This window comes from Serratia sp. OLAL2, from assembly GCF_002752475.1.
GTDB classification, from domain to species: Bacteria; Pseudomonadota; Gammaproteobacteria; order Enterobacterales; family Enterobacteriaceae; genus Serratia; species Serratia bockelmannii.
In genome coordinates this window covers 748,568-773,939 of record NZ_MSTL01000019.1, presented here as the reverse complement: position 1 = coordinate 773,939, position 25,372 = coordinate 748,568, and the positions used below count along the sequence as shown (strand labels likewise).

Genomic DNA, 25,372 nt, shown 5'->3' with positions numbered 1-25,372 from the left:
GAAATGATGCAGGTGTCTCTACCGATGTACGGCGTTGGCCGGGAGCAGGCCGAATCCTTCTGGCAGGTCTTGCGCGGCAAGCTGCTGCGGCTGGGGTTGCCGGCGGCGCCGGAACGGCTTAGCTGGCCGGACGATCTGGCGCAGCATTGGCGGCGCGAGGATCTGCTGCTCAGCCAAACCTGCGGTTATCCGTTGGTCAGCAGCCTGCCGCAGGTGCAGCTGATCGGAACCTATCATTATCGGGTGGAAGGGTGCGACGGGCCAAATTACCGCAGCTGGCTGGTGGTGCGCGCGGGCGACTCCGGCGAACGGCTGGCGGATTTTCGCGGCCGGACGGTGGCGTATAACAGCACCGATTCCCAGTCCGGCTACAACGGCTTGCGCGCGCTGATCGCGCCGCTGGCGCAGGACGGGAAATTCTTCGGTGCGGCTATCGCCTCCGGGGCGCATTACCAGTCGCTGAAGCTGATCCGCAGCGGGCAGGCGGATATCGCCGCCATCGATTCCATCAGCATGGAACTGCTGCGCCGCGCGCAGCCACAGGCGCTGGAGGGGCTGAAAATCATCGGCCGCACGGCGGCGGTGCCCGGTTTGCCGCTGATCACCGCAGCCGGCACGCCACCGGAACAGGTGGACATCCTGCGCGCCGGCGCCCGAGCGATGCTGGATGAGGCGGTCAGCCACCGCCTGCTGATCGGCGATTTCAGCCTGGTGCCGCGCTCGGCTTACCAGATTATCACCGTGCTGGAGCAGCAGGCCGCCGCACAGGGCGTGACGGCGCTCTAGCCGCCGTTACAGCAGGCCGCCGCCGTCGATGTCGATCACGCTGCCGGTGACGAAACCGTTCTCCATCGCCAGCAGGTAACCCGCCGCGACGTCGGCCGCCTGGCCGATCCGGCCGACCGGCAGGCTGCCGCTTACGCGCTCGAACAGCGCCTGACGCTGCGCGGCGCTCATGCCGTCGTAGGCTTCGGTGGCGGTGATGCCGGGGCTGACCACGTTCACCCGCCGCGGCGCCAGCTCCTTCGCCAACTGTTTGCCGACCGCTTCCAGCGCGGCGTTGATGCCGGTTTTGATCAACTGACCGCCAAGGTATTTACGCGACAGTTGGCCGGAGGTCAGGGTGATCGAGCCCTGCGGCGCCAGCGTCGGCAGCGCCGCCTGCACCGCGCGCAAGCTGCCCCAGAATTTGACGTTGAAGTCGGCCTGCGCCTGCTCAAAGGCAGTCTCCGCCAGCGGTTTCGCGTCCACCAACGGCCCGGCGGTGATCACCAGATGGTCGAAAGCGCCGACGGCGGCAAACAGCGCATGCAGTGATGCTTCATCGGTCAGGTCGGCCTGCATCAGATGCAGCGCGTCGTTTTTCTCCCCGGCGTGGGGAAGGCGACGTGAAGCCAGCACCACTTCAGCGCCGCGCGCCGCCGCCGCGTAGGCCACCGCGGCGCCAATGCCGCTGGTGCCGCCCAGGATCACCAGCTTTTGTCGTTTCAGGGGGGAGTCGGGAATCGTCATGTTAAGGCCTCTTTTTAGGTAAGTTTCAACGGGATCTATCTTTCCTGATTGAAAATGAGGAAAAAAGCCCGCCTAATAGCAAACACTTGTAAATTAATATTAATAATTGATTGGGCTAAAAAGAGGGGAAATACATGACCTCATTTGTCGATCTCGAGGTGTTTGTCCGCACGGTGGACGGCGGCAGTTTTTCCGCCGCGGCGCGCGCGCTGGACATGACGCCGGCGGCGGCCAGCATCGCGGTGAAAAGGCTGGAGCAGCAGCTGGGCGCGCGGCTGCTGGTGCGTTCCACCCGCAGCCTGAGGTTGACGGAGGAGGGCGCCCGCTATCTCGACAGCGCGCGCCTGGCGCTGGGCGCGTTGGCCGAAGGAGAGCAGGCGATCCGCGAGAAGCATCAGGGGCTGTCCGGGGTACTGCAGATTTCCGCGCCGTCGGATTTTGGCCGCAATTTGCTGCTCTGCTGGCTGGATGAGTTCCGCCTGCAGCACCCGCATATTCAGCTGCAGCTCCTGATCAACGATCGGCAGGCCGATCTGTTTCGCGAACCGGTGGACGTGGCGCTCCGTTTCGGGCCGTTGGCCGACTCTTCGCTGGTGGCGCTGCCCATTTTGCCGCAGCACCGGCGGCTGATCTGCGCCAGCCCGGATTACCTGCGGCGGCATGGCGCGCCGCAAACGCCGGCCGATCTGGTTCGGCACAGCATTCTGGTGTATCAGCCCAGCGGCAAACGACAGGTGGAATGGCGGCTATGGCGCGGTGAGGAACTGATCGAAGTGCCGTTGAACGGCAGCTATTTTACCGATGACGGCGAGGTGGCGCGGCGCTGGGCGCTGGCCGGGCACGGGGTGGTGCGCAAGTCGGCGATCGACGTGGTGGCCGACATTCGCGCCGGGCGGCTGGTGCAGCTGTTGCCGGAATGGCGCAGCGACGCGGTGCCGATCAATCTGGTCTGCCCGCATCGCTCGCAGGTGTCGGAACGCGTCAGGCAGCTGCAGCGCTTTTTACAGCAGCGCTGTCAGCGTTGGATGGACGATCACTTGGCCTGAAGGGTTTCGGTTTGCGCCGGCGTGGCGGCGCTATCCCCGGCAGGCGCGCTTTCTTCATGCGGGGTGGTGGAACGGGTGTAGATGTTCAACCCGGCGAGGAATACGCCGCCCAGAGAACCGAAGGCGCACAGGGCGATGACGATGAGGAACGCTTTTTTCAGCATAGGAATAATTTCGCAGGTTGCTTGGAACAGCGGGAATTATAGCCCCTTCGCCGGGTGAAACAAGAATCGTTTTTAACGGCGGCCCGCTGACCGCCCTTTGCGATCGCTACCGTTCGCTGTCGATGGCCTGCACGCGGGCCGGGCGGGCGAACAGGTATTTTCCCAGCGTCACCAGCACCACCGCCGCCACGATGATCACCAGCGCCAGCCACTCGCGCGGCGCCAGTGATTCGCCGGCAAAGCCGATGCCGAGCAGCACCGCCACCACCGGGTTGACGTAGGCGTAGCTGGTGGCGACCGCCGGGCGCACATTCTTCAACAAGAACATATAGGCGCTGATCGCCAGCATCGAGCCGAAGACAATCAAGTACCCGAGCGCCAGAAAGCCGCCGGTGCTCGGCATCTGAGCCAGGTGCTCGCCGCTCAGCCGGCTGGCGACCAATAACACCACGCCGGCGACCAGCATCTCCGCCGCGCCGGCCATCGGCCCGGCCGGCAGCGAGATGCGCGATCCCAATACCGAGCCAAAGGCCCAACTGGCCGACGCCAGCAAGATCAACAGCGCGCCGGTCGGGTTGCCCACCAGGTTGTTGCCGGTGTTGAGCAGCACGATGCCCACTAACCCGAGCGCAATACCGGCCCATTCCAGTTTGGTGTTGCGCATGCCCCACAGCAGGCTGAAGCAGAGGGTGAACAGCGGCACCGTCGCCACCATCACCGCGGCGATGCCGGACGGCACATGTTGGTGTTCCGCCACCGTCACCAGGCCGTTGCCTACCGCCAGCAACAGAATGCCAATGGCGCCGGCGGCCAGCCACTGCTTCGGCGTCGGCAGCGCGTGGCCGCGCCAGGCCAGGAAACTGAACAGCACGATGCCGGCAATCAGAAAGCGAATCCCGGCCATCATCAGCGGCGGCCACTGCGCGACGCCGAGGCGAATGACGAAATAGGTGGAACCCCAAACGATATATAACGTGAACAACGCCCCGATCAACGGCAGGACGCTACGGCTTTGTTGGCTAAGCATAGGGATGTGTTTTTGCAGGGATGATTATTATTAGAACGCTCAGTAAACCCGATTGGGCAACCGATAAGCAATGGCTTTCGGCATTATTTTTCCCGACTGCCGCAAGCCGTTCAGCTGTTCCGCCGCTTCCACTGCAGCCAACTGACGGCCGGCAGGTAAATCGACCAGCCGACGGCCAGCAACAGCAGCATGAACTCCGGCGGCACGCCGGGCAGTAACACGCCCAGCTTCCAGGAGACGGCGTAGGCGAAAGGACCGACGGCGGCGCCCAGCACCGCCAGCGGCCAGGGCGCCGCTCTGACCACGTCCAGCAGCCAATACCACCAGCAGCCGAAGCCGATCCACAGCGCGAGGGTCCAGAGCGGCAGGCCGTGTTGCCCGCTGTAGTGCAGCACGCCGCTGTAGCTCCATAGCCCATCCATGCCGATACCGCCCAGGGCAGCCAGAGCCGCGCCCTTACGGCGGGTGGCAGGGGTAAAGATCAGCGCCAGCGCCGCGCCGGCCAGCAGTAGGCCGTTGAGCCGATCGCGAGTCAGCAGCGCCAGCAGCCAGCAAACGCCCAGTCCCAGCGTCGCCAGCCAGAATCCGGCATGCGGCTTCTTCATCGTTCAACTCCCGTGGGGTTACTCTGCCGCTGCGCGCTTAGCGCCGACGGATTTGCCAAGCGGGCGCGAGGCCCGCTGTTTGCCTGAATGTTCGTTAATTCAACCTTAGAAGGGAAGGTGTGGGGTGCACAAGCAGAATAATCTGTACCGGTTGAAAACGTGGGCAAAAACCGGTGTTACAGGAGCGAAATCCGGTAGGCGCAGCGGCGCGAGCCGGCCAGAATGTGTTCGGCGCGCTCCACCTGCGCCTGCAGCACTTCGGTGAAGATACTCAGCTCCGCCCGGCAGAAGCCCTGGCAGACGGTGGCAGCGGCGCAGATCGGGCAGTGGTTTTCCACCAGCAGATAGGCACCGTCCTCCTCCTGGCGCCATTCGGCCATATACCCTTCGCGACAGCGGATCTCGGTCAGGCGCGCCACGCGCTCCTGCAGATCGGCGGCGCCAATCATCGCCTGCTTGTAGTTGATGCGGTTTTCCTGCTCGCGGGTTTCGATCAGCACGTCGAGCGCCTGTTCGCCCAGCTTGTCGCGCACGGTGCGCAGCAGCTGAACCGTCAGGTCCGCATGGGTATCGGGAAAGCGCGCATTGCCGGCCGAGGTCAAATGCCACAGCTGTACCGGGCGGCCTACGCCGCGCGTTTCCGCCACCGCTTCGACCAGCCCCTCTTTCGCCAGCTTGACGAACTGCTGGCGGGCCGCCTCACCGGTGGTGCCGAGCACCTTTCCTGCGTCAGAAGCTTGCTGCGGGCCGCGGGTTTTCAATAGCGTCAGCAAGCGGTCACTGACCGATTGTGCGGTCTTTCCGCTATTTTCCAAGTTTATTCTTGACATATTTCTCCGCCTCGCCCTAACTTATTCCAAGATAACTCTTGTTAAATTTAACGCAATCTTATGATCAACTCAATGCCATTCCTCTGAAAACAGGACGACAACCGTGATAACCCATGACGATAGCCGCTGGAGCGACCTTTTCTCTGGCAAAAATGCGGCCAGTGCGATCGCGCTCTCGCTCGGCGTGGCGCTGCATGCCATCAATATTCTGGTCGCCACCACCATCTTGCCCTCGGTGGTGCAGGATATCGGCGGGCTGGATCTCTATGCCTGGAACACCACGCTGTTCGTGGTGGCGTCTATCCTCGGCTCCGCGCTGTCGGCCCGCTTGCTCAGCGGCTACGGTGCGCGCAGCGCCTATCTGGTGGCTTCGCTGTTCTTCATCGCCGGGGCGGCGCTGTGCGCGCTGGCGCCGAGCATGCCGGTGATGCTGATCGGCCGCACGGTGCAGGGCTTTGGTGGCGGGCTGATCTTTGCGCTCTCCTACGCGATGATCAATCTGGTATTCGAGCAGCGGCTGTGGCCGCGCGCCATGGCGCTCATCTCGGCGATGTGGGGCATCGCCACCCTGGTGGGGCCGGCGGTAGGTGGTATTTTCGCCGAACTGAACGCCTGGCGCTGGGCCTTCGGCATTCTGCTGCCGATCATGGCGCTGTACGCCGCGTTTACCTTCCTGATCCTGCCCAAGGGCAAAGCGCAGCAGGCGGCCGCACCGTTGCCGACCGCACAGCTGCTGTTGCTGACCGTGGCGGTGCTGGTGGTGTCCGCCGGCAGCCTGGCGCACAGTGCCTGGATCAACCTGGCGGGCATCGCGCTCTCGCTGGTGCTGATGGCCTGGTTGCTGAAGCGCGAAGCGCACTCGCGCGCCCGCCTGTTGCCGCACGGCGCACTGCGGCGCGGCTCATCGCTGGCGGCGTTGTACATCACGACCGCGTTGCTGGTGATAGGCATGACCAGCGAAATCTTCGTGCCTTATTTCCTGCAGCTGCTGCACGGCCAGTCGCCGCTGATCTCCGGCTATATCGCCGCCGCTATGGCCGCCGGTTGGACGTTGTCCGAGATCCTCAGCTCCGGCTGGCGCGGAGCGGGCATTCGCCGGGCGATCGTCAGCGGGCCGCTGTTCGTGCTGGTGGGCTTGCTGGCGCTGGCGATCCTGATGCCGATGCCGTCCGGCGGCCACTGGCAGGCGTTGGCGCCGATCGTCATTGCGCTGTTGCTGGTGGGATTCGGCATCGGCTTCGGTTGGCCGCACCTGCTGACGCGCATTTTGCAGGTGGCACCTGAAGCGGACAAAGATATCGCCGGCGCTTCAATTACCACGGTGCAGCTGTTCGCCACCGCATTCGGTGCGGCGCTGGCCGGGATGATCGCCAACCTGGCGGGGCTGAACGATCCGGGTGGCGCGACGGGCGCGGCATCGGCGGCGCGTTGGCTGTTCCTGGCGTTCGCGCTGGCGCCGCTGCTGGCGGTATTCAGCGCCTGGCGCTGCGCGGCGATCGCGCCGCCGGGGGCCGAGACGGGCAATTTTGTACAAAACCCGCCCTCGCGCGAGTGCTAGAATGCCTCTCATTCAGCGGAGGTAGGCAAGATGAAGGCGGAAGGCATAGCGCGCAAAGCATCCCGGGAGCAGGCTCATTTTATGCACGTCGACGATCTTGGCGGGCTGGAAGTGCTGCAGGCCACCTACCGCCGCCAAACCTTCTCGCGCCACAGCCATGAAGGCTTCTGCGTGGGCGTCATCGACGATGGCGCCCAGCGCTTCTACCGCACCGGCGGCGAACACGTGGCGCCGCTGGGCAGCATCATTCTGGTCAACGCCGACGATATTCATACTGGCAGTTCCGCCACCGAAGAGGGCTGGTCGTATCAGGCGATGTACCCGGCGCCGGAGCTACTGGCCTTTTTATCGCGCGATCTGAAAACCGGCGCCGGCGCGACGCCTTATTTTCCCAACCCGGTGGTGCACGACGTCGGCCTGGCTGGCCAGTTGCGCATGGCGTTCAGCCTGCTGCGCAGCGATGAGAACCGGCTGATGAAGGAGACCATGGTGTTCTCGGCGCTGACCTGGCTGATGCTGCGGCACGGCAAAAGCCGTATCGATCCTGCGCCGCAGAGCCGGGCGCAAAGCCAAGTGGCGCGGGTGAAAGCCTTTCTCGACGATTTCCCCGAGGCGGACATTTCGCTGCTGGAGCTGGCGGATCGCGTGGCGCTCAGTCCTTATTACCTGCTGCGGCAGTTTCAGCAGGCCACCGGCCTGCCGCCGCACGCCTATCAAATTCAGGCGCGGCTGCGCAAGGCGCGCGGCATGCTGAAGGCCGGCAACAGCGTGCTGGACAGTGCGTTGAGCTGCGGCTTTCACGATCAAAGCCATTTCCACCGCCATTTTCGCAAGTCGATGGGCGTCACGCCGGGCGACTACGTCAAATCGCTGAAATAGCCGGGCAATCGGGTGCAATACCCGTGTACGCCTGCGCCGTAAGCTGGCTTCTTCAACTCAAGGAGAAGCCCATGACTGATTCAATCCCCCTCATCACGCCGCCCTCCGCCCGCCTGCGCCCCGCGCTGCAGGGCGGGGTGGCTATCTTGCCGCTGTGCCTGGCGGTGGTGCCGTGGGGAGTACTGGCGGGCTCGATGGCCCTGCAAAGCGGCCTGACGCCGGCGCAGGGGCTGGGCATGTCGGCTATCGTGTTCGCCGGGGCGTCGCAGCTGGTGGCGATGGGCATGATCAAGGGCGGTGCCGGGCTGCTGGCGATCCTGCTGTCGACCTTTTTCGTTACCGCCCAGCACTTTCTTTACGCGCTGCGGCTGCGGGAGCGCATCGCGCCGCTGCCGTTGCGCTGGCGGCTGGCGCTGGGATTCTTGCTCACCGATGAACTGTTCGCGCTGACCGGCGAACAGACGCCGGCGCGTTTCAACCGTTGGTATGCGCTGGGCGCCGGGCTGACTTTTTACCTGTGCTGGTTTCTCTCCACGCTGCTCGGCATCGTAGCCGCCGGCAGCGCCGGGGATCTGGACGGTTACGGGTTGGATTTCTCCATCGCCGCCACCTTTATCGCCATCGTGGTGCCGCTGGTGCGCAACCTGCCGGTGTTGGCCTGCGTGCTGACCGCGCTGCTGCTTTCCATCGTGTTGCACCATTTCCAGACGCCGGGCGCATTGGTGATCGCCACCGTGGCGGCGATGCTGGTCGGGCTGCTGTGCAGCGGGGGGCGCCGATGATCTGGCTGACGATCGTTTTGATGGGGCTGGTGGTGTTTTTCAACCGCTACTGTTTTCTGGCGCCCGGGTTGCCGCTGCGTCTGTCGCCGCGCGTTAAAACCCTGCTGAGCTTTTCCGTGCCGGCGGTGCTGACGGCGATCTGCGGGCCGATTGTCGCCTTCAGCGGCGACCAGCTGCGTGCCGCGCCGGATAACCCTTACCTGTGGGGGGCGGTGTTTGCGGTGATACTGGCGTTCTTTCTACGCAATATGCTGGCGGTGGTGTTGCTGAGCATGCTGATTTTCATCGCGCTGCGCGGCATTTTTTAAAATTCGCTTGCCATATCTCTAATTTGAGATTATTTCTCTTATATGGGATTTTTAAGCGGAGTATGAACGATGGATAACGGTTTGGAGATGGCCGACCTGAGGTTGGCGCAGCGGCTGGCGGATTTGCGCCAGCAGCGGGCGTGGTCGCTGGAGGAGTTGGCGCGGCGCACCGGCCTTAGCCGGGCGACGCTCTCGCGGGTGGAGCGCGCCGAGACCAGCCCGACGGCATCGTTGCTGAACCGGCTGTGCGCCGCCTACGGGTTAACCATGTCGCGCCTGTTGAGCGAAATCGAAGACGAACCGCCGGAGCTGCTGCGGCCGCCGCAACAGCCGGTGTGGGTCGATCGCGCCAGCGGTTTTCACCGTCGCTCCGTTTCCCCGCCTGCTGCGCTGTATAAGGCCGAGTTTATCGAAGCCCGGCTGGATGCCGGCGCGCAGATCGATTATGACCTGCCGTCGATTCCGGCGCTGGAACATCACCTTTGGTTGCTGTCCGGGCAGTTGGAATTGACGCTGGAAGGGCGCGTTTTCCGGCTGTCGCCCGGCGACTGCCTGCGCTACCGCCTGTTCGGCGCCTCCCGTTTCCATGTCCCCGGCGATGAGCCGGCCCATTACACGCTCGTTATTAGCAGGCCATAGCCATGATTGAATTGCAACAGTGGGACGCCGATGCGGCGCAAAGTGCCATGGCCGAGTTGGCCGAGATGCTGCACGCCAGCGTGGCGCACGGCGCCAGCATCGGTTTTGTCATGCCTTTTACGGTGGAGCAGGCGCAGGCGTTTTGGCAGGGGCTGCTGCCGGCCCTGGCGCGGGGAGAGCGTGCGATGCTGGTGGCGCTCGAGAACGGTCGGCCGGTCGGCACCGTGCAGCTGCTGTTGGCGATGCCGGACAACGGTCGCCACCGGGCGGAAGTGGTCAAGCTGATGGTGCATCCGCAGGCGCGGCGGCAGGGCATCGCCCGGCTGTTGATGCAGGAAGTGCAGGCGCTGGCGGCGCGTCATCGGCGCAGCCTGTTGGTGCTGGATACCCTGAGCGGCAGCGCGGCGCAGGGATTGTACCGTCAATTGGGGTTCGAGGCGGCAGGCGATATCCCGCAATACGCCCGCGCCAGCGATGGCGGGGCGTTGGAGGCCACCTGCTATATGTACAAACTGCTGTGAGGCTTAGCGCCCGCGCCAGGCTTTGATCGCCTGTTGGCGCACCTGCAGCTTCTGCTGTGGCGTCAGCTTGTTGTAGTCGCGGGCCAGGCCGCTTTCCCAATCGCCGTACAGCGGGTTGGGCAGCACGATGAATTCGGTGCCGAACTTGTTCTGGTTCTCGCTGACGAACGCCCGGCGCTGCGCATTATCCTGGTGGTAAGTCGCGGCGCCGAAGTCGTTCAGGTTGTCGCCCGCGTACACCACGATGTCATAGCCGGCTTGTTTGATGGCGTCGAAGCGCGCCTGCTTATTGGAAGTGTCGGTACTGAGCAAGACGGTCTTTTCCGACATGCCGGTGAAGCCGAGCTTCTGCATGTTGGCCACCGTGGCAGCGTATTCGCTCTGCTTGCGGTTCGAGACGTAGAACATTGTTCCCTGATGAGCGTTAACGTAGCGGGCGAACGACACGGCACCCGGCACCGCGCCGGCCTGTTCGGCCTGCGTCCACTGGGCCCAGGTGGTGCCGTCGTACGGCTGGCCCTGCTGCGCCTGCCAGCCGGAGTAGGCGCTGTTGTCCAGCAGGGTTTCATCCAGATCGACCACCACCGCCTTTTTGCGGCCCGGTGCGGCCTTGGCCTGATCGAAGGCGCGCTGCGCGCTGTTGAACGCCTGATGCGCCAGCGCCTGGTATTCACCGGACTGTTGGAACCAGTTCACCGCCAGCACCGACTGATCCGCCAGCCGCTGCTGGGCCTGAGCGTCGGTATGCGGCGGCTGCGCGCAACCGGCCAGCGTCAGCAGCGCGACGCCAACTGCCGCGCCAAGGGTGAGTTTCCTTGCCTGTTTTCCTGCCATCGTTCTCTCTCTCGGTTTTAGTCTTGTGGGCTGTCCAGCAGCATATCCATCTCGAACTGGCGCAGGGGCTCCTGACGCCAGCCAAGATGCGTAAAGAAGGGGGCGGCCACCTCGGGCACAAAGACGTTGGCGGTCAGCGGCAAAGGGGCGAACTGCGCTTGCAGGGCGGCCAGCAAGGCGCGGGCATGCCCCTGACCGCGGTGCTGCGGGGGCACGTAGATCAGGCGCAGCCAGCAGTGCTCGGCGCCGGGCATCACCACGGCGTAGGCCTGACGATTGAGCGTATAGGCTCGCGGTGTGCCCGGCAGCTTGAACAGCGATTCGGGGGCAATCAGCCAGGGCAGGTCGGTGGCGCCTTCCGCCGTCAGGCGATGGCTGACGGTCAACGTATCGACCGCCTGCAGCACCGCCGTGCCTGGCGGCACTTCCGCCGGCGCCTGGTGGCCGGTCAGGGTGCGCACGATGCGCAGCCCGGCGCGATGGTACAGCGCCAGCGCGGCTTCGTTGCCTTCGATCACTTCCAGCGACAGCCGATGGTCGCCGCGCTGACGGGCATCCGCCACCACCCGCTGCATCAGCGCCTTACCCAGCCCCTGACCGCGCATCTCGGGGCGTATGGAAAAGGCCGCGACCCGGCTGTGTCGGCCGCGACGGGCGATCAGCGCCACCGCCACCGGTTCCTGGCGATGGGTGACGATCAGGCTGTCGTTCAGGCTGAGGTCTTCGGCGCCGAAGCGGGCGGCGAAGGCCGGCCCGTCGAGCACGAAGCGTACAATGTAGTTTTCAAAACAGTGGGTGAGGATATTGGCCAGCTCGTCGCTGCTGTAGCGCACGGCGTTGTGGAAGTCGAAGCGTCCGTCGTTGTGCATGGCTGATTCCGCTCGGGGGAAAGCTATACATGTAGACCCGTTTGTTTTGCAAGGCAAGCGGGGGGATTCGTTGGCGGGGAAAATAAAAACAAAAAAGCCGGACGCAGCCGCCCGGCGAAATAAAACTCTGGGTATCAAGTGACGCTAAAGTTTGCAGTGGTGGTTATTCATTCATCACATCAGAACTGGTAGGTCAGGGCGAGAACAACGACGTCGTCGTTTTTCAGGCCCAGCTTGTTGTCGTCATCGAGCTGGTTGATTTTATATTCGACATAAGTGGACATGTTTTTGTTGAAGTAATAGGTCGCCGCCACGTCGAAATATTTCACCAGATCGACATCGCCGATGCCTTCAATATCTTTGCCTTTCTGCTGAACGTAACCCAGCGATGGGCGCAGACCGAAGTCGAACTGATATTGCGCGACCAATTCAATCCCTTCCGCTTTATTGGCGAAGCCGCTAACGGAAGTCGAATTGTTATTGATGGTGGCGGTGCCGGAAATAGGCGCAATATTGCGGCTCTGCGAATAAGTCGCGGCCAGGTAGACGTTGTTGTTGTCGTATTTCAGACCACCGGCCCAGATATCGGCCTTGTCGCCTTTACCGAAGGTGCCCGCTTTTTGCGTGGCGGTGCGGTTGGAAGAGGCATAGGCGGCACCCACGCTCAGGCCGTCGATGATTTCGTAGCTGGAGGAGAGGCCCCAACCGTCGCCGTTCGCCTTGCTGGCGGAGCGGCCGTCGTTTTCGTTCTTGCCCTGGTACTGCACGGCAAATTTCAGGCCGTCAACCAGACCGAAGAAGTTGTTATTACGGTAGGTGGCGACGCCGTTGGTGCGGCCGTTCATGAAGTTGTCGGTCTTGATATAAGCATCGTCGCCGAATTCAGGGATCATATCCGTCCAGGCGCCGACGTCGTAAATGATGCCGTAGTTGCGGCCGTAGTCGAAGGAGCCGAGATCCTTATATTTCAGACCGGCGAAGCCCAGACGCGTTTTGGTGTCTTTAGTGCCGTCGGATTCAGTATGGTTGGCGGCGATCTGATATTCCCACTGGCCGTAGCCGGTCAGCATATCGTTAATCTGAGTCGCGCCTTTAAAGCCGATACGGACGTAAGTTTTATCACCGTCGTTGCCGGCATCATCGGAGAAATAATGCAGGGCTTTTACACGGCCGTAAAAATCGAGCTTGTTGCCGTCTTTATTGTAGATTTCTGCTGCCTGTGCCGCTTGCGCAAGTAAAAGTGCCGGAATAATAACGGCCAGAAGATTACGTTTCATGGGTTACCCTGCTTTATTCGATTGAAAGACGCTTATCATCAGTTGCATTGCTGTTTCACTGTGCCGCCTGATTGTTGGCGGCGGAGAATTTTTACCGTAGTAATGTGATCCATTTATGACAAAAAATTCATTTTCATGTCGAACGATTAAAAAAGTCGCGCAAAGGGTGAATTTTTTCTTCAGCCGACGGTCGGCGGCTGGTCTACAGTTATCGATACCTTGTTCCGCTGCGGGAGGAATCATGCACGATACTTATACTTTGTTCGGCACGCAGGGTTGCGGTTCGACGATCGTGGCCGCCGCGTTGGCGTTGACCGCGTTCCCCTGGGGCTATGAGGAGGTGGACTACACGCAGGACGGCCCGGAGCGCGATCGCCTGCTGGCGCTAAACCCGCTGGGCCAGGTGCCTACCTTGGTGTTGCCCAATGACGAAGTGATGACGGAGAGCGCGGCGATTATCCTGCTGCTGCACGATCGCGCACCGCATGCTGAACTGGCGCCGCCCGGCGGCTCGCCGCTGTTGCCGCGTTTTCTGCGCTGGCTGCTGTTCATTAACGCGGAGATTTACCCCACCTTCACCTATGCCGACCATCCGCAGCGCTGGCAGCCGCAGGCGGCGGGGGCGGAGCAGCTGAAAAATGCGGTGATGGATTATCGCGAGCGTTTATTGCAGCAGCTGAACGCCGCCGCCGGCGCAGCGGGCCCGTGGTTTCTCGGCAAGAGCTTCAGCGCGTTGGATCTGTACGTGGCGGTGATGTGCAACTGGCGGCCGGGCCGCGCATGGTTCCGGCAGCACTGCCCGCGGCTGTACGCCATCGCCGAACGGGTAGAGCAGCGGCCGGAGCTGAATGCGTTGCTGAGCGCCCATTTCGACGGCGTTGCCCCACTGGAATCGTGAAACCTCCCCGCCGCCCGGCGGGGAACCCTCCCGTTTTTCTGAATCGAGACTGCCGAAAATCCCGATTTTCACTCGCTGCGGCGGCGGGTAGCGTAAGGCTATCCGCAACTGACAGGAGAGTGTGATGCCATCAGAATCCCAGGCCGGGCAACAGGCGTTCGGCGATATTGCCCCCAAGCTGGCGCAGCTCAGCGACAACATATTGTTTGACGATGTCTGGCAGCGGCCAGAGCTGAGCCCGCGCGAGCGCAGCCTGATCACCGTCGCCGCGCTGGTGGCGCTCAACCGCGTGGAACAGCTGCCGTTTCACCTGCAGCTGGCGCAGCGCAACGGCGTGGCGCGTCAGCAACTGGCCGAGCTCATCACCCATCTGGCGTTCTACGCCGGCTGGCCTGCAGCGGCATCGGCCGTGGCGCGCCTGCGCGAGCTGGAACCGGAGGCGCCCCATGCCGTTTAGCCGCATCGCCCTGCATCAGGGCAAATCCGCTGACTACCTGCAAACCTTGTCCGACAGCCTGCATCAGGCGCTGGTAGAGGCGTTCGAGGTGCCGCCGACGGACAAATTTCAGGTGATCGATCAATACCGCCCCGGTGAGCTTATCTACGATCGCGACTATCTCGGCGGGCCGCGCAGCGCGGATTTCGTGCTGTTTTACATCACCGCCGGGCGGCCGCGCGACAGCGACACCAAGCGGCGTTTCTACCGACGGCTGGCGGCGTTGCTGATGGAAAAGCTGCGGCTGAACCCCGAGGATGTGATGGTGGTGATCGCCACCACCCAGTTGGACGAGTGGTCGTTCGGCGGTGGTCGCGTCTCGATGATCGAGCCGCAGGCGTAACTCGGGCTGACGTCGCCGGCGGTCTGTGGGACAATAGCGCTATCATTTCGTTTAGATAAGAGTTGAATGGCGCTCTCCTCCGCAGTTAAAGATCAGATTGGCCAGTGGTACAAAGCCCTGCAGCAGCAAATACCGGATTTCATTTCCCGCGCGCCCCAGCGTCAGATGATCGCCGAGGTGGCGAAGACGTTGGCCGGTGACTACCCGCGCCATCTGGCGATCGAGGCGCCGACCGGCGTCGGTAAAACGCTGTCTTATCTGATCCCGGGCATCGCCGTCGGGCGGGCGGAGAGCAAGCCGCTGGTGGTGAGCACCGCCAACGTGGCGCTACAGGACCAGATCTACAGCAAAGATTTGCCGCTGCTGAAGAAGATTATCCCCGATCTGAAATTTACCGGTGCCTTTGGCCGCGGGCGTTACGTCTGCCCGCGTAACCTGGCGGCGATGAGCACCGACGTCAGTCAACAGGGCGATCTGACGCTGTTCCTCGACGACGAACTGGCGCCGTCCAGCGGCGAAGAGCAGGCGCTGTGCCAGAAACTGACCAAGGCGTTGGCTCGCTTCGAGTGGGACGGGCTGCGCGATCACTATCAGCAGAGCATCGACGATCCGCTGTGGGCCAAGCTGAGCACCGACAAGGCCAACTGCCTGGGGCGCAACTGCCACTACATTCGCGAATGCCCGTTCTATATTGCCCGCAAAGAGATCGAGAGCGCCGACGTGGTGGTGGCCAATCACGCGCTGGTGATGGCGGCGCTGGAGACGGAATCGGTGCTGCCGAACCCGAAAGAGCTGCTGCTGGTGCTGGACGAAGGCCATCATTTGCCTGAGGTGGCGCGCGACGCGCTGGAGATCGACGGGGAAATCACCGCGCTGTCGACCAACCTGCAGTTGGACATGATCGTGCGCCAGGTCGAGCAGTGCATGACGCAGTACCGGCCGAAGAATCCGCCGGGGCTGGCCAACAGCGAACGGCTGAAAAACCATTGCGAGGAGCTGCGCGAGCTGGTGCAGATCTTCGAGCATCAGGTCAGCGCCTACCTGCCCGGCGATAGCGTGGCGGCCGAGCACCGTTTTGAAATGGGCGAGCTGCCTGCGGAGATGGTGGAGAGCTGCGCACGGCTGTTTAAACTGACCGATGCATTACGCGGGCTGGCGGAGTTCGTGCTTAACGATCTTACCGAGCAGACCGGCAAGCACGACATCGTGCGTCTGCATCGCGCGATCATTCAGATGAGCCGCACGCTGGGCTATCTGGAGGCGATGAGCAAGCTGTGGCGGCTGGCGGCGCTCGACAAGTCGTCCAACGCGCCGATCTCCAAATGGGTCACGCGCGAGCTGCGCGATAACGTTACCCATCTGTATTTGCACTGCGTCGGCATCCGCGTCAGCGACCAGCTGGAGAAGCTGCTGTGGCGCAAGGTGCCGCACGTGGTGGTCACCTCGGCCACGCTGCGTTCACTGAACAGCTTCGCGCGTTTGCAGGAGATGAGCGGGCTGAGCGAGAAGGCCGGCGATCGCTTCGAAACGCTCTCTTCGCCGTTCAATCACGTCGAACAGGGCAAGATTGTCATTCCGCAGATGCGCTATGAACCGGCGCTCGCCAACGAGGCGGAGCACCTCGAGGAGATGGCGCGGTTTTTCCGCGCCGAGCAGGCGAGCGGCAAACACAAAGGCATGCTGATCCTGTTCAGCAGCCACCGGGCGATGCAGACTTTCCTCAGCTACGTGACCGATCTGCGGCTGATGCTGCTGGTGCAGGGCGACCAGCCGCGCTACCGGCTGGTGGAAGAGCACCGCAAGCGGGTGGAGAAGGGCGTCGCCAGCGTGCTGGTGGGGCTGCAATCGTTCGCCGAAGGGCTGGATCTGAAAGGCGAACTGCTGACCCAGGTGCATATTCACAAAATCGCGTTCCCGCCGATCGACAGCCCGGTGATCATCACCGAAGGCGAGTGGCTGAAATCACTGAAGCGCTATCCGTTCGAAGTGCAGAGCCTGCCGAGCGCCTCGTTCAACCTGATCCAGCAGGTCGGCCGACTGATCCGCAGTAACCAATGCTACGGCGAGATCGTGATCTACGATCGCCGGCTGTTGACCAAAAACTACGGTTCGCGGCTGTTGGCGTCGCTGCCGGTGTTCCCGATTGAGCAGCGCGCGGTGCCGGAGGCCGACAAGGCGCATCTGGCGGCGCTGAAATCCGCCGCCGACGCGGCCAAAAAAGAGAAGAAGCGCGGCAACCCGTTCGCCCGCAAACGGCGGCGTTGATCAGAGCAGCGGCGGCAGGCGGCGCTTGACCGGCGTGGTTTTCACGATCGAGGTGTTGCTCTGCGCATGCTCGGCCAGCCGATCGAGGGTATGGTCGAGCTGTTCCATCGAGTGCGCCACCAGCCGCACGATAAAGCAGTCTTCGCCGGTCACCTTATCGCATTCGACCACTTCCGGGATCGCCTGAATCAGCTGCTCGACCTTCTTCAGCATGCCCGGCAGCGGCTTGATGCGCACCAGCGACTCGAAGGCATAGCCTACCGCCTGCAGATTGACGTTCAGGGTATAACCCTGGATCACGCCGCTTTCCTCCAGCCGCCGCAGTCTTTCCGACGTGCTCGGCGACGACAGCCCCACCTGCGCGCTCAGCATCTTCAACGATGCACGCGCATCTTCCGCCAGAATGGTCAGGATTTGGCGATCGATATCATCCATAACGCCTCCGTTAGGTATTTTCTTTATTATAGCTGCGAGAAAAAGGCAGTTAAGCATATCTGCCTTTTTTATGCTATGGAAAGCCGCCCCGCGAAGCCGCAAGCTATGTCTCTGGGCAAGCTTCGAGGAATGCAGAATGAATGCAGAGATAAAACGCGGATCGCTGGAGATGGCGGCGGCGATGTTGATTTCCGGCTCTATCGGCTGGTTTGTGTTGATGTCCGGCCAGCCGGTTATCAACGTGGTGTTTTGGCGCTGCGCGGTAGGCGCGCTGGTGCTGCTGGCGGTGTGCGGCGTACTGGGGCAGCTGCGACGCGATGCGCTGACGCGCGCCACGCTGCTGCTGGCGATCGCCGGCGGCGTCGCGCTGGTGATCAACTGGCTGCTGCTGTTTGCCGCCTATTCCTATGCCTCTATTTCCATCGCCACCGCGGTGTATAACACCCAGCCGTTTATGCTGGTGGGGCTGGGGACGCTGTTTTTGGGGGAACGGCTGACCGCCCGCAAGCTGCTGTGGCTGGGGCTGGCGTTCGGCGGCATGATGCTGGTGGTGCTGGCGCAGCCGCGGCAGGCGGGGGAGCAGAGCCATTATCTGGCGGGCATCGCGCTGGCGCTCGGCGCGGCGTTTTTCTACGCCCTGATGGCGCTGGCGGCCAAGCGGCTGAAGGGCACGCCGCCGCATCTCATTGCGCTGATCCAGGTGACGGTAGGGGCGGTGATGTTGTTGCCGCTGGTGGATTTCCATGTTTCGGCTAGCGTTGGGCAGTGGGGGATGCTGGCGACGCTCGGCGTGCTGCACACCGGCCTGATGTACGTGTTGATGTACGGTGCGCTGCAGAAGCTGCCCACCAACCTGATCGGCTCGCTGTCGTTTATCTACCCGATCGCCGCCATGTTGGTGGATCGCCTGGCGTTTGGCCACCGCCTGTCGGCGTGGCAGCTGCTGGGCGCGGCGATCATCCTGCTGGCGGCGGCGGGCATGAACCTGCTGGGCGATCGGCGAGCGCGACTGCTGCCGGCCTCGGACGGCCGGCGCGCCGGCTGATGCTCAGTTCGGTTTTTTCAGCCGGCGCCATAAGGTGGTGCGGCTGATCCCGAGCAACCGGGCGGCGGCGGCGTGGTCGCCCCCGCACCGCGCCAGGGCTTCGTGGGCGGAGATGGGCGCCGCCTGCGTCTCGGGCGGCGTGACCGCCGCCAGCTCCGGCAACAGCCACTGCAGCGTTTCACCGCTCGGCGCTGCGCCGGTGCTCAGCATCAGCGCTACCCGTTCCATCATGTTGCGTAGTTCGCGCAGGTTGCCGGGCCAGGCGTAATGGCTTAGCGCGGCGTAACAGCCGGCCAGGGCGGTGCGCAGCGGCTCCGTCAGCGGCACATCGAGCGCCGCCAGCGACTGTTTCAGAAAGTGTTCCGCCAGCATCGCAATATCGTCGCCGCGCGCCCGCAATGGCGGCAGCTGCAGCCGCAGGGCGCTCAGGCGATAAAACAGATCGGCGCGAAAACCGCCCCGTTGAATCGCCTGCTCCAGGCGGGTGTGGGTGGCGCTGATGACGCGAAAGTCGACCGTTACCGGCTGTTGCCCGCCCACCCGGGTGATAGTTTTCTCTTCCAGCGCGCGCAGCAGTCGCGTTTGCAGGTGCAGCGGCATTTCGCCGATCTCATCCAGAAACAGAGTGCCGCCGTTGGCGGTTTCCAGCAGCCCGCGCCGGCCGCCGCGCCGTGATCCGGTGAAGGCGCCTTCCTCATAGCCGAACAGTTCCGCCTCCAGCAGCGATTCGGCGATGGCGCCGCAGTTGATGGCGACGAACGGCGGCGTCGCCCCCCTGGACGGTGCGCCGCGCCGGGAAAAGTATTCGCGGTGGATTGCCTGCGCCGCCAGCTCTTTGCCAGTGCCGGTTTCTCCTTCAATTAATACCGCCGCCGGCGAGCGGGCGTACAGCATGATGGTGCGCCGGGTCTGCTCCATCTGCGGGGAGTCGCCCTGCAAATCGCCCAGCCCATAGCGTGGCTGCAGGGTATCGCGTGCGGCGTAATCGCCGCCGCGTTTGCCGCCGCTCAGCATCAGGCGCGTTACGTCCAGCGCATCGCTGAAGGCGGCGCGCAGGGTGGCGGCGGAATAGAGAAAAATGGCGGTGAGCCCGGCCTCTTCCGCCAGATCGCTGATGAGGCCGGCGCCGACCACCGCCTGAATACCGGCGGCTTTCAGCTCGGCGATCTGGCCGCGGGCGTCCTCTTCGGTGACGTAACTGCGCTGTTCCAGCGGCAGATCGAAGGTTTGCTGGAACTCCATCAGTGCGGGCAAAGGCGTTTTATAGGTGATGACGCCGATCCGATCGGCGGTTCTGCGCGCCTTGCTCAGCGCCTGCAGCAGGTCGAAGCCGCCGGGCTTGACCAGGATGACCGGCACCGACAGGCGACTTTTCAGGTAGGCGCCGTTGGAGCCGGCGGCGATGATGGCGTCGCACGGTTCGGTCGCCAGGCGTGCGCGGATGTGCTGCACCGCCTCCTCGAAGCCGAGACGGATCGGGGTGATGGTCGCCAGATGGTCGAACTCGAGGCTGATGTCCCGGAACAGATCGAACAGGCGGGTGATGGAGACGGTCCAGATCACCGGTTTGTCCGGCGCGCGGGATGGCGTGATGTGATCGCTCATGGTGGGTTACCGAATGGAAGTGGCTGCATTAGGTGTAGCCCGGTTTCAGTTATGTTTCAAATTTACTGTGTGAAACAACGATTGAAACGTTAACTGAAACGTTTTTTATCCCTTTGCCAGGCCAATGGCGCTGAATATGTTGTAACTCACTTATTTTTATCGTTTTTAATTTTTCCCCTCACCGAAGTGAAACCTGGCCCGCTCCTTGCTCTATCTGTTTCATCTGGCTAATCGGAGAAAACGTCATGACGCTGCGCTCACCCGGGCTCGCCTTTCGTCAGGCCCTGAGTAAAGAAAAACCCCTGCAAATCGCCGGCGCGATCAACGCCAACCATGCCTTGCTGGCTCAGCGGGCCGGATTCCAGGCCATCTATCTTTCCGGCGGCGGTGTGGCGGCCGGTTCGCTGGGATTGCCGGACCTGGGCATTTCGACGCTGGACGATGTGTTGACCGATATTCGCCGCATCACCGACGTCTGCCCGCTGCCGCTGCTGGTGGATGTCGACAGCGGTTTCGGCGCTTCGGCGTTCAATGTCGCCCGCACGGTGCGCTCGGTGAGCAAGGCCGGGGCGGCGGCGCTGCATATCGAAGATCAGGTCGGCGCCAAGCGCTGCGGCCATCGGCCCAATAAGGCCATCGTCTCCACCGAAGAGATGGTGGATCGCATCAAGGCGGCGGTAGATGCGCGCAGCGATCCGGACTTCGTGATCATGGCGCGCACCGACGCGCTGGCGGTGGAGGGGCTGGAGGCGGCCATCGAGCGCGCTCAGGCTTACGTGGCGGCCGGGGCCGACATGCTGTTCCCGGAAGCGATCACCGAACTGGGCATGTACCGCCGTTTCGCCGAAGCGACGCAGGTGCCGATCCTCGCCAACATCACCGAATTCGGCGCGACGCCGCTGTTCACCACCGACGAGCTGCGCAGCGCTCGGGTGGATATGGCGCTGTATCCGCTGTCGGCCTTTCGGGCGATGAACCGGGCGGCGGAGCGGGTGTACCGCGCCCTGCGCGAGGAGGGCACGCAGAAAAGCGTCATCGACACCATGCAGACCCGCAACGAGCTGTACGAAAGCATCAACTACTATTTGTTCGAAGAGAAACTCGACGCTCTGTTCGCTCGCCAACGCGACGAATAGGCGCCATTCACGCAGAAGCCAAATGAGGACAGTATGAGCCAAGCGATCCCCCCGCAAAGCCCGACTGGCGTTAAGCCGAAAAAATCCGTGGCGTTATCCGGCGTGCCCGCCGGAAATACTGCGCTGTGTTCCGTAGGGCGCAGCGGCAACGATCTGCACTACCGCGGTTACGACATCCTCGATCTCGCGCGCCACTGCGAGTTTGAAGAGGTCGCCCATCTGCTGATCCACGGCAAGTTGCCCAACCGCGACGAGCTGCAGGCCTATAAACACCGTCTCAAAGCGCTGCGCGGCCTGCCCGCCAGCGTGCGCACGGTGCTGGAGGCGCTGCCGGCGGCTTCGCATCCGATGGACGTGATGCGCACCGGCGTTTCGGCCCTTGGCTGCACGCTGCCGGAAAAAGAGCAGCACGGCGCGGCCGGCGCGCGCGACATTGCCGATCGGCTGCTGGCGTCGTTGGGATCGATGCTGCTCTACTGGTATCACTACAGCCACAACGGCGAACGTATTCAGCCGGAGACCGACGACGATTCCATCGGTGGCCACTTCCTGCACCTGCTGCACGGCGAGGCGCCTTCCGCCAGCTGGGAACAGGCCATGCACGCGTCATTGATCCTGTACGCCGAGCATGAGTTCAACGCCTCGACCTTCGCCGGCCGGGTGATCGCCGGCACCGGATCCGACGTCTATTCGGCGATCGTCGGCGCCATTGGCGCGCTGCGCGGGCCGAAGCACGGCGGCGCCAACGAGGTGTCGCTGGAGATCCAGCAACGCTATGAAACGCCGGACGAAGCGGAAGCCGACATTCGCCGCCGCATCGACAACAAAGAGGTGGTGATTGGCTTTGGGCACCCGGTGTACACCGTCTCCGATCCGCGCCATCAGGTGATCAAAGAGATCGCGCTGCGCCTGTCGCAGGAAGCGGGCGCGATGAAGCTGTATGACATCGCCGATCGGCTGGAAAGCGTGATGCGTGACACCAAAAAGATGTTCCCCAACCTCGACTGGTTCTCGGCGGTGTCTTACCACCAGCTGGGGGTGCCCACTGAAATGTTCACGCCTCTGTTTGTCATGGCGCGCGTCAGCGGCTGGTCGGCGCACATCATCGAGCAACGGCAGGACAACAAAATCATTCGCCCGTCCGCCAACTATACCGGGCCGGAAGCGCGGGCGTTCGTACCGCTGGATCAGCGCTGAGCGCCGGTCGTTATCGTGTCGTTTTCACTCTGGAGCCTTTGGAAATCATGATGCTTGAGTCTGCCAATACCCGCCGTCCGCCGTTCGATCGCGAAATGGTCGATATCGTCGATTATGTGATGAAAGAGGCCGTCGATAGCCCGGCGGCGTACCGCACCGCTTACTATTGCCTGCTCGACACCCTCGGCTGCGGGCTGGAGGCGCTGAGCTACCCGGCCTGCAAGAAACTGATGGGGCCGGTGGTGCCGGGCGCCGAGGTGCTGAACGGCAGCCGGGTGCCCGGCACCCGTTTCCAGCTGGATCCGGTGCAGGCGGCGTTCAATATCGGCGCCATGATCCGCTGGCTCGACTTCAACGACACCTGGCTGGCGGCGGAGTGGGGCCACCCGTCGGACAACCTGGGCGGGATCCTGGCGGTGGCCGACTGGCTCTCGCGCCAGGCGGTGGCGGCAGGCAAGGCGCCGCTGACCATGCGGCAGGTGATGATCGCCATGATCAAGGCGCATGAGATCCAGGGCTGTCTGGCGCTGGAAAACGCCTTCAACCGGGTGGGGCTGGATCACGTGCTGCTGGTGAAGGTGGCGTCCACCGCAGTGGTGGCACAGCTGCTCGGCCTGAGCCGCGAGGCGATCCTGAACGCGGTGTCGCTGGCGTGGGTGGACGGGCAGTCGCTGCGTACCTATCGCCACGCGCCGAACGCCGGCACCCGCAAATCCTGGGCTGCGGGGGATGCGACCGCCCGCGCGGTGCGGCTGGCGCTGATGGCCGCCACCGGCGAAATGGGCTACCCCTCGGCGCTGACGGCGCCGACCTGGGGATTCTACGACGTCTCGTTTAACGGCAAACCTTTCCGCTTCCAGCGGCCGTACGGCGCGTATGTGATGGAGAACGTGCTGTTTAAAATTTCGTTCCCGGCGGAGTTCCATGCCCAGACCGCCGTGGAGGCGGCCATGACGCTGCACCGCCAGATGCAGGCCGCCGGCAAAACCGCCGCTGACATCGCCAGGGTGAGCATCCGCACCCACGAGGCTTGCCTGCGCATTATCGACAAGCAGGGGCCGCTGGATAACCCGGCGGATCGCGATCACTGCATTCAGTATATGGTGGCGATCCCGTTGCTGTTCGGCCGGCTGACGGCGGCGGATTACGAAGACCGGGTGGCCGAAGATCCGCGTATCGACGCATTGCGTAGTAAGATCCACTGCCATGAAGATCCCGCTTTCACGTGTGATTATCACGATCCGGAAAAGCGCTCGATCGCCAATGCGCTGACGGTGGAGTTCGCCGACGGCAGCCGTCTGGATGAGGTGGCGGTGGAGTATCCTATCGGCCATGCGCGGCGGCGCGAAGAGGGCATCCCGCTGCTGATCGAGAAGTTCAAAATCAACCTGGCGCGCCAGTTCCCAGCCCTGCAGCAGCAGCGCATTCTCGAGGTGTCGCTGGACCGCCAGCGGCTGGCGCAGATGCCGGTCAACGAGTATCTCGATTTGTGGGTGATCTGAGGTGAGCGGCGCTGACAAGCCACGTCGGCGTCGCTATGATGGACGCTCCATCCCCGTCCGTCTTCTTATCAGGTGATTCATGATTGATGCCGCAACGTTGTTGTTGTTTTCCGGTGCCTGCGTGGCGCTGGCGCTGACCCCCGGCCCGGATATGCTGCTGATCGCTTCGCGCAGCGTCAGCCAGGGGCGGCGCGCCGGTTTCGCTTCGCTGGCGGGCATTCAGCTCGGCACATACTGCCACGCGCTGGCGGCGGCGCTGGGGTTGTCGCAACTGTTCGTCGCGGTGCCGCTGGCTTACGACGCGGTGAGAATGTTGGGCGCCGCCTATCTGCTCTACCTGGCGTGGAAAACGCTGCGATCCGGCAGCAGTCTGCAGGCTTCTGCCGGGTTGCAGGCCGTGCCGACGGCGCGAATTTTCCGGCAGGGACTGTTCACCAACATCCTCAACCCGAAAATGGCGCTGTTCGTGCTGGCGCTGTTCCCGCAGTTTATCGATCCGCGTGCCGGCTCGGTGGTGGTACAGATGCTGGCGCTGGCGACGGTGCTGAATCTGGTGGGGTTGCTGATTAACGGCGGGGTGATCCTGGCGGTCAGCGGCATGAAAAGCCGCTTCGCCGGCCGCCGCTTCAGCGCCCGCTGGCCGAACTACCTGCTGAGCGGCGTATTCGCCGGGCTGGCCTGCAAACTCATTTTCGACAGCCGCCGCTAACCCTCGCGCAGCAGCGCTTCAAACGCCGCGCTGGCCGGTTCGTCCTGCAGCGCGCTGTACATCACCAGCCGCAGGTGGTTCTCTTCGTCGACGATGAAAGAGGCGTGGTCAAAGGTGACCGGGCCGATTGCCGGGACGATGAAGCTGCGCCGCCCCTGGCAACGTCCGTGAATGTCATGCTGCCGCCAGAGCTGGCGGAATTGCGGCGATACTTGCTCCAGCGCCTGTACCCGTTGGCGCATCACCTCATCCTCCGGCGCGCGGGCGTAGTCGCGGCGGAAGCTGGCCAGGATTTGCGGCGCCTGCGCCCGCCACTCCAGCAGGCGCGCATTGAGCTGCGGATCGGCAAACAGCATCCACAACATGTTGCGCTCTTGCGCCGGGCGATCGCCGATGGCGAACAGCCGCTGCGCCGCCGGATTCCAGGCGATGATGTCCCAACTCAGGTTCATGACGTAGGCCGGCCGCAGCGTCAAATCGTCCAGCAGGCGCCGCACCAACGGCGAAACCTGGCACCACTGATGCCCAACCGGCACCGGCGGGCGCTGATGCGCCAATAAGAACAGGTGGTAGCGGCCGGCGGCGTCGAGCTGCAGCACCCGCGCCAGATTTTCCAAAAACGTCACCGACGCATTGATTTCCCTGCCTTGCTCCAGCCAGGTGTACCAGGTGAGGCCGACGCCGGCCAGCGCCGCCACCTCCTCGCGCCGCAATCCCGGCGTGCGGCGGCGGCTGCCGCTTGGCAAGCCGACTGACTCTGGTGACAGTTGTTCTCGCTTTTGCCGCAGAAAATCCCCCAGTTCGTGGCGGGTGCGTTCGAGGGTGCGTGGGGGCATGTCGGCCGTCCTGTTGCTGTCAGTAATAGTATAAATGGCTATATAGTAACAGTT

28 protein-coding genes are annotated in these 25,372 nt (G+C 63.2%); 17 read left to right on the top strand and 11 right to left on the bottom strand.

Annotated elements, in window-relative coordinates; genetic code table 11:
* Positions 1-24: 24 nt before the first annotated feature.
* On the top strand, positions 25-786 hold the full coding sequence (locus BVU99_RS21035) for a PhnD/SsuA/transferrin family substrate-binding protein (protein WP_099817761.1): 762 nt from the start codon (positions 25-27) through the stop codon (positions 784-786).
* A gap of 6 nt (positions 787-792) precedes the next feature.
* On the opposite strand, the gene BVU99_RS21030 is transcribed toward BVU99_RS21035, so the two are convergent.
* Positions 793-1,512, bottom strand: a complete 720-nt coding sequence (locus BVU99_RS21030) for an SDR family oxidoreductase (protein ID WP_025302046.1) — start codon at positions 1,510-1,512, stop codon at positions 793-795.
* A gap of 134 nt (positions 1,513-1,646) precedes the next feature.
* On the opposite strand from BVU99_RS21030, the gene BVU99_RS21025 reads away from it, so the two are divergent.
* The gene (locus tag BVU99_RS21025; RefSeq protein WP_025302047.1) at positions 1,647-2,558 is read left to right on the top strand and encodes a LysR family transcriptional regulator; all 912 of its coding nucleotides are present in this window, start codon (positions 1,647-1,649) and stop codon (positions 2,556-2,558) included.
* On the opposite strand, the gene BVU99_RS25185 is transcribed toward BVU99_RS21025, so the two are convergent.
* From BVU99_RS25185 to BVU99_RS21010, 4 genes are all read right to left on the bottom strand, one after another.
* Entirely contained in the window at positions 2,546-2,722 is a 177-nt protein-coding gene (locus BVU99_RS25185) for a hypothetical protein (RefSeq protein WP_165698097.1), read from the bottom strand. The two genes, BVU99_RS21025 and BVU99_RS25185, sit on opposite strands and share 13 nt — an antisense overlap.
* A gap of 106 nt (positions 2,723-2,828) precedes the next feature.
* Complete coding sequence (yedA, locus tag BVU99_RS21020; protein WP_049203915.1) at positions 2,829-3,749, bottom strand: drug/metabolite exporter YedA; 921 nt, start codon at positions 3,747-3,749, stop codon at positions 2,829-2,831.
* Between the two features lie 110 nt (positions 3,750-3,859).
* Positions 3,860-4,354: a DUF2878 domain-containing protein gene (locus BVU99_RS21015; protein WP_025302049.1), complete on the bottom strand. Its 495-nt coding sequence runs from the start codon at positions 4,352-4,354 to the stop codon at positions 3,860-3,862.
* A gap of 176 nt (positions 4,355-4,530) precedes the next feature.
* Positions 4,531-5,184, bottom strand: coding sequence for a metalloregulator ArsR/SmtB family transcription factor (locus BVU99_RS21010; RefSeq protein ID WP_025302050.1), 654 nt, complete (start codon positions 5,182-5,184; stop codon positions 4,531-4,533).
* Positions 5,185-5,287: 103 nt separating this feature from the next.
* Between BVU99_RS21010 and BVU99_RS21005 the strand changes: the two genes are divergently transcribed.
* The 6 genes from BVU99_RS21005 to BVU99_RS20980 all read left to right on the top strand — a co-directional run bounded on the left by BVU99_RS21005 (position 5,288) and on the right by BVU99_RS20980 (position 9,871).
* Positions 5,288-6,742 carry an MFS transporter gene (locus tag BVU99_RS21005; RefSeq protein ID WP_025302051.1) on the top strand — a complete coding sequence of 485 codons (1,455 nt, stop codon included), beginning with the start codon at positions 5,288-5,290 and terminating at the stop codon, positions 6,740-6,742.
* 30 nt (positions 6,743-6,772) lie between these two features.
* Complete coding sequence (locus BVU99_RS21000) at positions 6,773-7,621, top strand: AraC family transcriptional regulator (RefSeq protein WP_025302052.1); 849 nt, start codon at positions 6,773-6,775, stop codon at positions 7,619-7,621.
* Between the two features lie 71 nt (positions 7,622-7,692).
* Positions 7,693-8,403 carry an AzlC family ABC transporter permease gene (locus BVU99_RS20995; protein ID WP_099816761.1) on the top strand — a complete coding sequence of 237 codons (711 nt, stop codon included), beginning with the start codon at positions 7,693-7,695 and terminating at the stop codon, positions 8,401-8,403.
* Entirely contained in the window at positions 8,400-8,711 is a 312-nt protein-coding gene (locus tag BVU99_RS20990) for an AzlD domain-containing protein (protein ID WP_043137027.1), read from the top strand. The genes BVU99_RS20995 and BVU99_RS20990 overlap by 4 nt, the downstream gene beginning before the upstream one ends.
* Positions 8,712-8,780: 69 nt before the next feature.
* Positions 8,781-9,350: an XRE family transcriptional regulator gene (locus BVU99_RS20985; protein ID WP_099816762.1), complete on the top strand. Its 570-nt coding sequence runs from the start codon at positions 8,781-8,783 to the stop codon at positions 9,348-9,350.
* Positions 9,351-9,352: 2 nt separating this feature from the next.
* Complete coding sequence (locus BVU99_RS20980) at positions 9,353-9,871, top strand: GNAT family N-acetyltransferase (protein ID WP_025302056.1); 519 nt, start codon at positions 9,353-9,355, stop codon at positions 9,869-9,871.
* A gap of 3 nt (positions 9,872-9,874) precedes the next feature.
* Here the strand turns inward: BVU99_RS20980 and BVU99_RS20975 are convergent, their stop codons facing one another.
* From BVU99_RS20975 to ompC, 3 genes are all read right to left on the bottom strand, one after another.
* A complete protein-coding gene (locus tag BVU99_RS20975) occupies positions 9,875-10,705 on the bottom strand; it encodes a 5'-nucleotidase, lipoprotein e(P4) family (RefSeq protein WP_025302057.1) in 831 nt (276 codons plus the stop codon).
* A gap of 17 nt (positions 10,706-10,722) precedes the next feature.
* Positions 10,723-11,574: a GNAT family N-acetyltransferase gene (locus tag BVU99_RS20970; RefSeq protein WP_099816763.1), complete on the bottom strand. Its 852-nt coding sequence runs from the start codon at positions 11,572-11,574 to the stop codon at positions 10,723-10,725.
* 179 nt (positions 11,575-11,753) lie between these two features.
* Entirely contained in the window at positions 11,754-12,851 is a 1,098-nt protein-coding gene (gene ompC / locus BVU99_RS20965) for a porin OmpC (RefSeq protein ID WP_025302059.1), read from the bottom strand.
* Between the two features lie 241 nt (positions 12,852-13,092).
* On the opposite strand from ompC, the gene BVU99_RS20960 reads away from it, so the two are divergent.
* From BVU99_RS20960 to dinG, 4 genes are all read left to right on the top strand, one after another.
* Positions 13,093-13,749: a glutathione S-transferase family protein gene (locus BVU99_RS20960; protein WP_025302060.1), complete on the top strand. Its 657-nt coding sequence runs from the start codon at positions 13,093-13,095 to the stop codon at positions 13,747-13,749.
* Positions 13,750-13,873: 124 nt separating this feature from the next.
* Positions 13,874-14,206 carry a carboxymuconolactone decarboxylase family protein gene (locus BVU99_RS20955; protein ID WP_025302061.1) on the top strand — a complete coding sequence of 111 codons (333 nt, stop codon included), beginning with the start codon at positions 13,874-13,876 and terminating at the stop codon, positions 14,204-14,206.
* Positions 14,196-14,588: a tautomerase family protein gene (locus BVU99_RS20950; protein ID WP_089195663.1), complete on the top strand. Its 393-nt coding sequence runs from the start codon at positions 14,196-14,198 to the stop codon at positions 14,586-14,588. Before BVU99_RS20955 ends, BVU99_RS20950 begins: the two co-directional genes overlap by 11 nt.
* A 66-nt stretch (positions 14,589-14,654) precedes the next feature.
* The gene (gene dinG / locus BVU99_RS20945; RefSeq protein WP_025302063.1) at positions 14,655-16,853 is read left to right on the top strand and encodes an ATP-dependent DNA helicase DinG; all 2,199 of its coding nucleotides are present in this window, start codon (positions 14,655-14,657) and stop codon (positions 16,851-16,853) included.
* Here dinG and BVU99_RS20940 read toward each other — a convergent pair whose 3' ends face one another.
* Positions 16,854-17,288 (bottom strand): Lrp/AsnC family transcriptional regulator, encoded by a 435-nt coding sequence (locus BVU99_RS20940; protein WP_049295246.1) that lies wholly within the window; start codon positions 17,286-17,288, stop codon positions 16,854-16,856.
* Between the two features lie 136 nt (positions 17,289-17,424).
* On the opposite strand from BVU99_RS20940, the gene BVU99_RS20935 reads away from it, so the two are divergent.
* Complete coding sequence (locus tag BVU99_RS20935) at positions 17,425-18,333, top strand: DMT family transporter (RefSeq protein WP_099816764.1); 909 nt, start codon at positions 17,425-17,427, stop codon at positions 18,331-18,333.
* A 3-nt stretch (positions 18,334-18,336) separates the two neighbouring features.
* Here the strand turns inward: BVU99_RS20935 and prpR are convergent, their stop codons facing one another.
* Positions 18,337-19,938, bottom strand: coding sequence for a propionate catabolism operon regulatory protein PrpR (gene prpR / locus BVU99_RS20930; protein ID WP_025302066.1), 1,602 nt, complete (start codon positions 19,936-19,938; stop codon positions 18,337-18,339).
* A 245-nt stretch (positions 19,939-20,183) separates the two neighbouring features.
* On the opposite strand from prpR, the gene prpB reads away from it, so the two are divergent.
* The 4 genes from prpB to BVU99_RS20910 all read left to right on the top strand — a co-directional run bounded on the left by prpB (position 20,184) and on the right by BVU99_RS20910 (position 24,482).
* Positions 20,184-21,074 (top strand): methylisocitrate lyase, encoded by an 891-nt coding sequence (gene prpB, locus BVU99_RS20925; protein ID WP_016928535.1) that lies wholly within the window; start codon positions 20,184-20,186, stop codon positions 21,072-21,074.
* A 33-nt stretch (positions 21,075-21,107) separates the two neighbouring features.
* Positions 21,108-22,271 carry a 2-methylcitrate synthase gene (gene prpC, locus BVU99_RS20920; protein ID WP_049208902.1) on the top strand — a complete coding sequence of 388 codons (1,164 nt, stop codon included), beginning with the start codon at positions 21,108-21,110 and terminating at the stop codon, positions 22,269-22,271.
* Positions 22,272-22,321: 50 nt separating this feature from the next.
* Positions 22,322-23,773: a bifunctional 2-methylcitrate dehydratase/aconitate hydratase gene (locus BVU99_RS20915; protein ID WP_099816787.1), complete on the top strand. Its 1,452-nt coding sequence runs from the start codon at positions 22,322-22,324 to the stop codon at positions 23,771-23,773.
* 79 nt (positions 23,774-23,852) lie between these two features.
* Positions 23,853-24,482, top strand: a complete 630-nt coding sequence (locus BVU99_RS20910) for a LysE family translocator (protein WP_025302070.1) — start codon at positions 23,853-23,855, stop codon at positions 24,480-24,482.
* Here BVU99_RS20910 and BVU99_RS20905 read toward each other — a convergent pair.
* On the bottom strand, positions 24,479-25,318 hold the full coding sequence (locus BVU99_RS20905) for a helix-turn-helix transcriptional regulator (protein ID WP_043137060.1): 840 nt from the start codon (positions 25,316-25,318) through the stop codon (positions 24,479-24,481). The genes BVU99_RS20910 and BVU99_RS20905 overlap by 4 nt on opposite strands.
* Between the last annotated feature and the right edge of the window lie 54 nt (positions 25,319-25,372).

Bases quoted from the DNA above. Each gene is read 5' to 3' on its own strand.
- BVU99_RS21035 (WP_099817761.1), top strand. From the start codon at position 25: ATGTACGGCGTTGGCCGGGAGCAGGCCGAATCCTTCTGGCAGGTCTTG.
- BVU99_RS21030 (WP_025302046.1), bottom strand. From the start codon at position 1,512: ATGACGATTCCCGACTCCCCCCTGAAACGACAAAAGCTGGTGATCCTG.
- BVU99_RS21025 (WP_025302047.1), top strand. From the start codon at position 1,647: ATGACCTCATTTGTCGATCTCGAGGTGTTTGTCCGCACGGTGGACGGC.
- BVU99_RS25185 (WP_165698097.1), bottom strand. From the start codon at position 2,722: ATGCTGAAAAAAGCGTTCCTCATCGTCATCGCCCTGTGCGCCTTCGGT.
- yedA (WP_049203915.1), bottom strand. From the start codon at position 3,749: ATGCTTAGCCAACAAAGCCGTAGCGTCCTGCCGTTGATCGGGGCGTTG.
- BVU99_RS21015 (WP_025302049.1), bottom strand. From the start codon at position 4,354: ATGAAGAAGCCGCATGCCGGATTCTGGCTGGCGACGCTGGGACTGGGC.
- BVU99_RS21010 (WP_025302050.1), bottom strand. From the start codon at position 5,184: ATGTCAAGAATAAACTTGGAAAATAGCGGAAAGACCGCACAATCGGTC.
- BVU99_RS21000 (WP_025302052.1), top strand. From the start codon at position 6,773: ATGAAGGCGGAAGGCATAGCGCGCAAAGCATCCCGGGAGCAGGCTCAT.
- BVU99_RS20995 (WP_099816761.1), top strand. From the start codon at position 7,693: ATGACTGATTCAATCCCCCTCATCACGCCGCCCTCCGCCCGCCTGCGC.
- BVU99_RS20990 (WP_043137027.1), top strand. From the start codon at position 8,400: ATGATCTGGCTGACGATCGTTTTGATGGGGCTGGTGGTGTTTTTCAAC.
- BVU99_RS20985 (WP_099816762.1), top strand. From the start codon at position 8,781: ATGGATAACGGTTTGGAGATGGCCGACCTGAGGTTGGCGCAGCGGCTG.
- BVU99_RS20980 (WP_025302056.1), top strand. From the start codon at position 9,353: ATGATTGAATTGCAACAGTGGGACGCCGATGCGGCGCAAAGTGCCATG.
- BVU99_RS20975 (WP_025302057.1), bottom strand. From the start codon at position 10,705: ATGGCAGGAAAACAGGCAAGGAAACTCACCCTTGGCGCGGCAGTTGGC.
- BVU99_RS20970 (WP_099816763.1), bottom strand. From the start codon at position 11,574: ATGCACAACGACGGACGCTTCGACTTCCACAACGCCGTGCGCTACAGC.
- ompC (WP_025302059.1), bottom strand. From the start codon at position 12,851: ATGAAACGTAATCTTCTGGCCGTTATTATTCCGGCACTTTTACTTGCG.
- BVU99_RS20960 (WP_025302060.1), top strand. From the start codon at position 13,093: ATGCACGATACTTATACTTTGTTCGGCACGCAGGGTTGCGGTTCGACG.
- BVU99_RS20955 (WP_025302061.1), top strand. From the start codon at position 13,874: ATGCCATCAGAATCCCAGGCCGGGCAACAGGCGTTCGGCGATATTGCC.
- BVU99_RS20950 (WP_089195663.1), top strand. From the start codon at position 14,196: ATGCCGTTTAGCCGCATCGCCCTGCATCAGGGCAAATCCGCTGACTAC.
- dinG (WP_025302063.1), top strand. From the start codon at position 14,655: ATGGCGCTCTCCTCCGCAGTTAAAGATCAGATTGGCCAGTGGTACAAA.
- BVU99_RS20940 (WP_049295246.1), bottom strand. From the start codon at position 17,288: ATGGATGATATCGATCGCCAAATCCTGACCATTCTGGCGGAAGATGCG.
- BVU99_RS20935 (WP_099816764.1), top strand. From the start codon at position 17,425: ATGAATGCAGAGATAAAACGCGGATCGCTGGAGATGGCGGCGGCGATG.
- prpR (WP_025302066.1), bottom strand. From the start codon at position 19,938: ATGAGCGATCACATCACGCCATCCCGCGCGCCGGACAAACCGGTGATC.
- prpB (WP_016928535.1), top strand. From the start codon at position 20,184: ATGACGCTGCGCTCACCCGGGCTCGCCTTTCGTCAGGCCCTGAGTAAA.
- prpC (WP_049208902.1), top strand. From the start codon at position 21,108: ATGAGCCAAGCGATCCCCCCGCAAAGCCCGACTGGCGTTAAGCCGAAA.
- BVU99_RS20915 (WP_099816787.1), top strand. From the start codon at position 22,322: ATGCTTGAGTCTGCCAATACCCGCCGTCCGCCGTTCGATCGCGAAATG.
- BVU99_RS20910 (WP_025302070.1), top strand. From the start codon at position 23,853: ATGATTGATGCCGCAACGTTGTTGTTGTTTTCCGGTGCCTGCGTGGCG.
- BVU99_RS20905 (WP_043137060.1), bottom strand. From the start codon at position 25,318: ATGCCCCCACGCACCCTCGAACGCACCCGCCACGAACTGGGGGATTTT.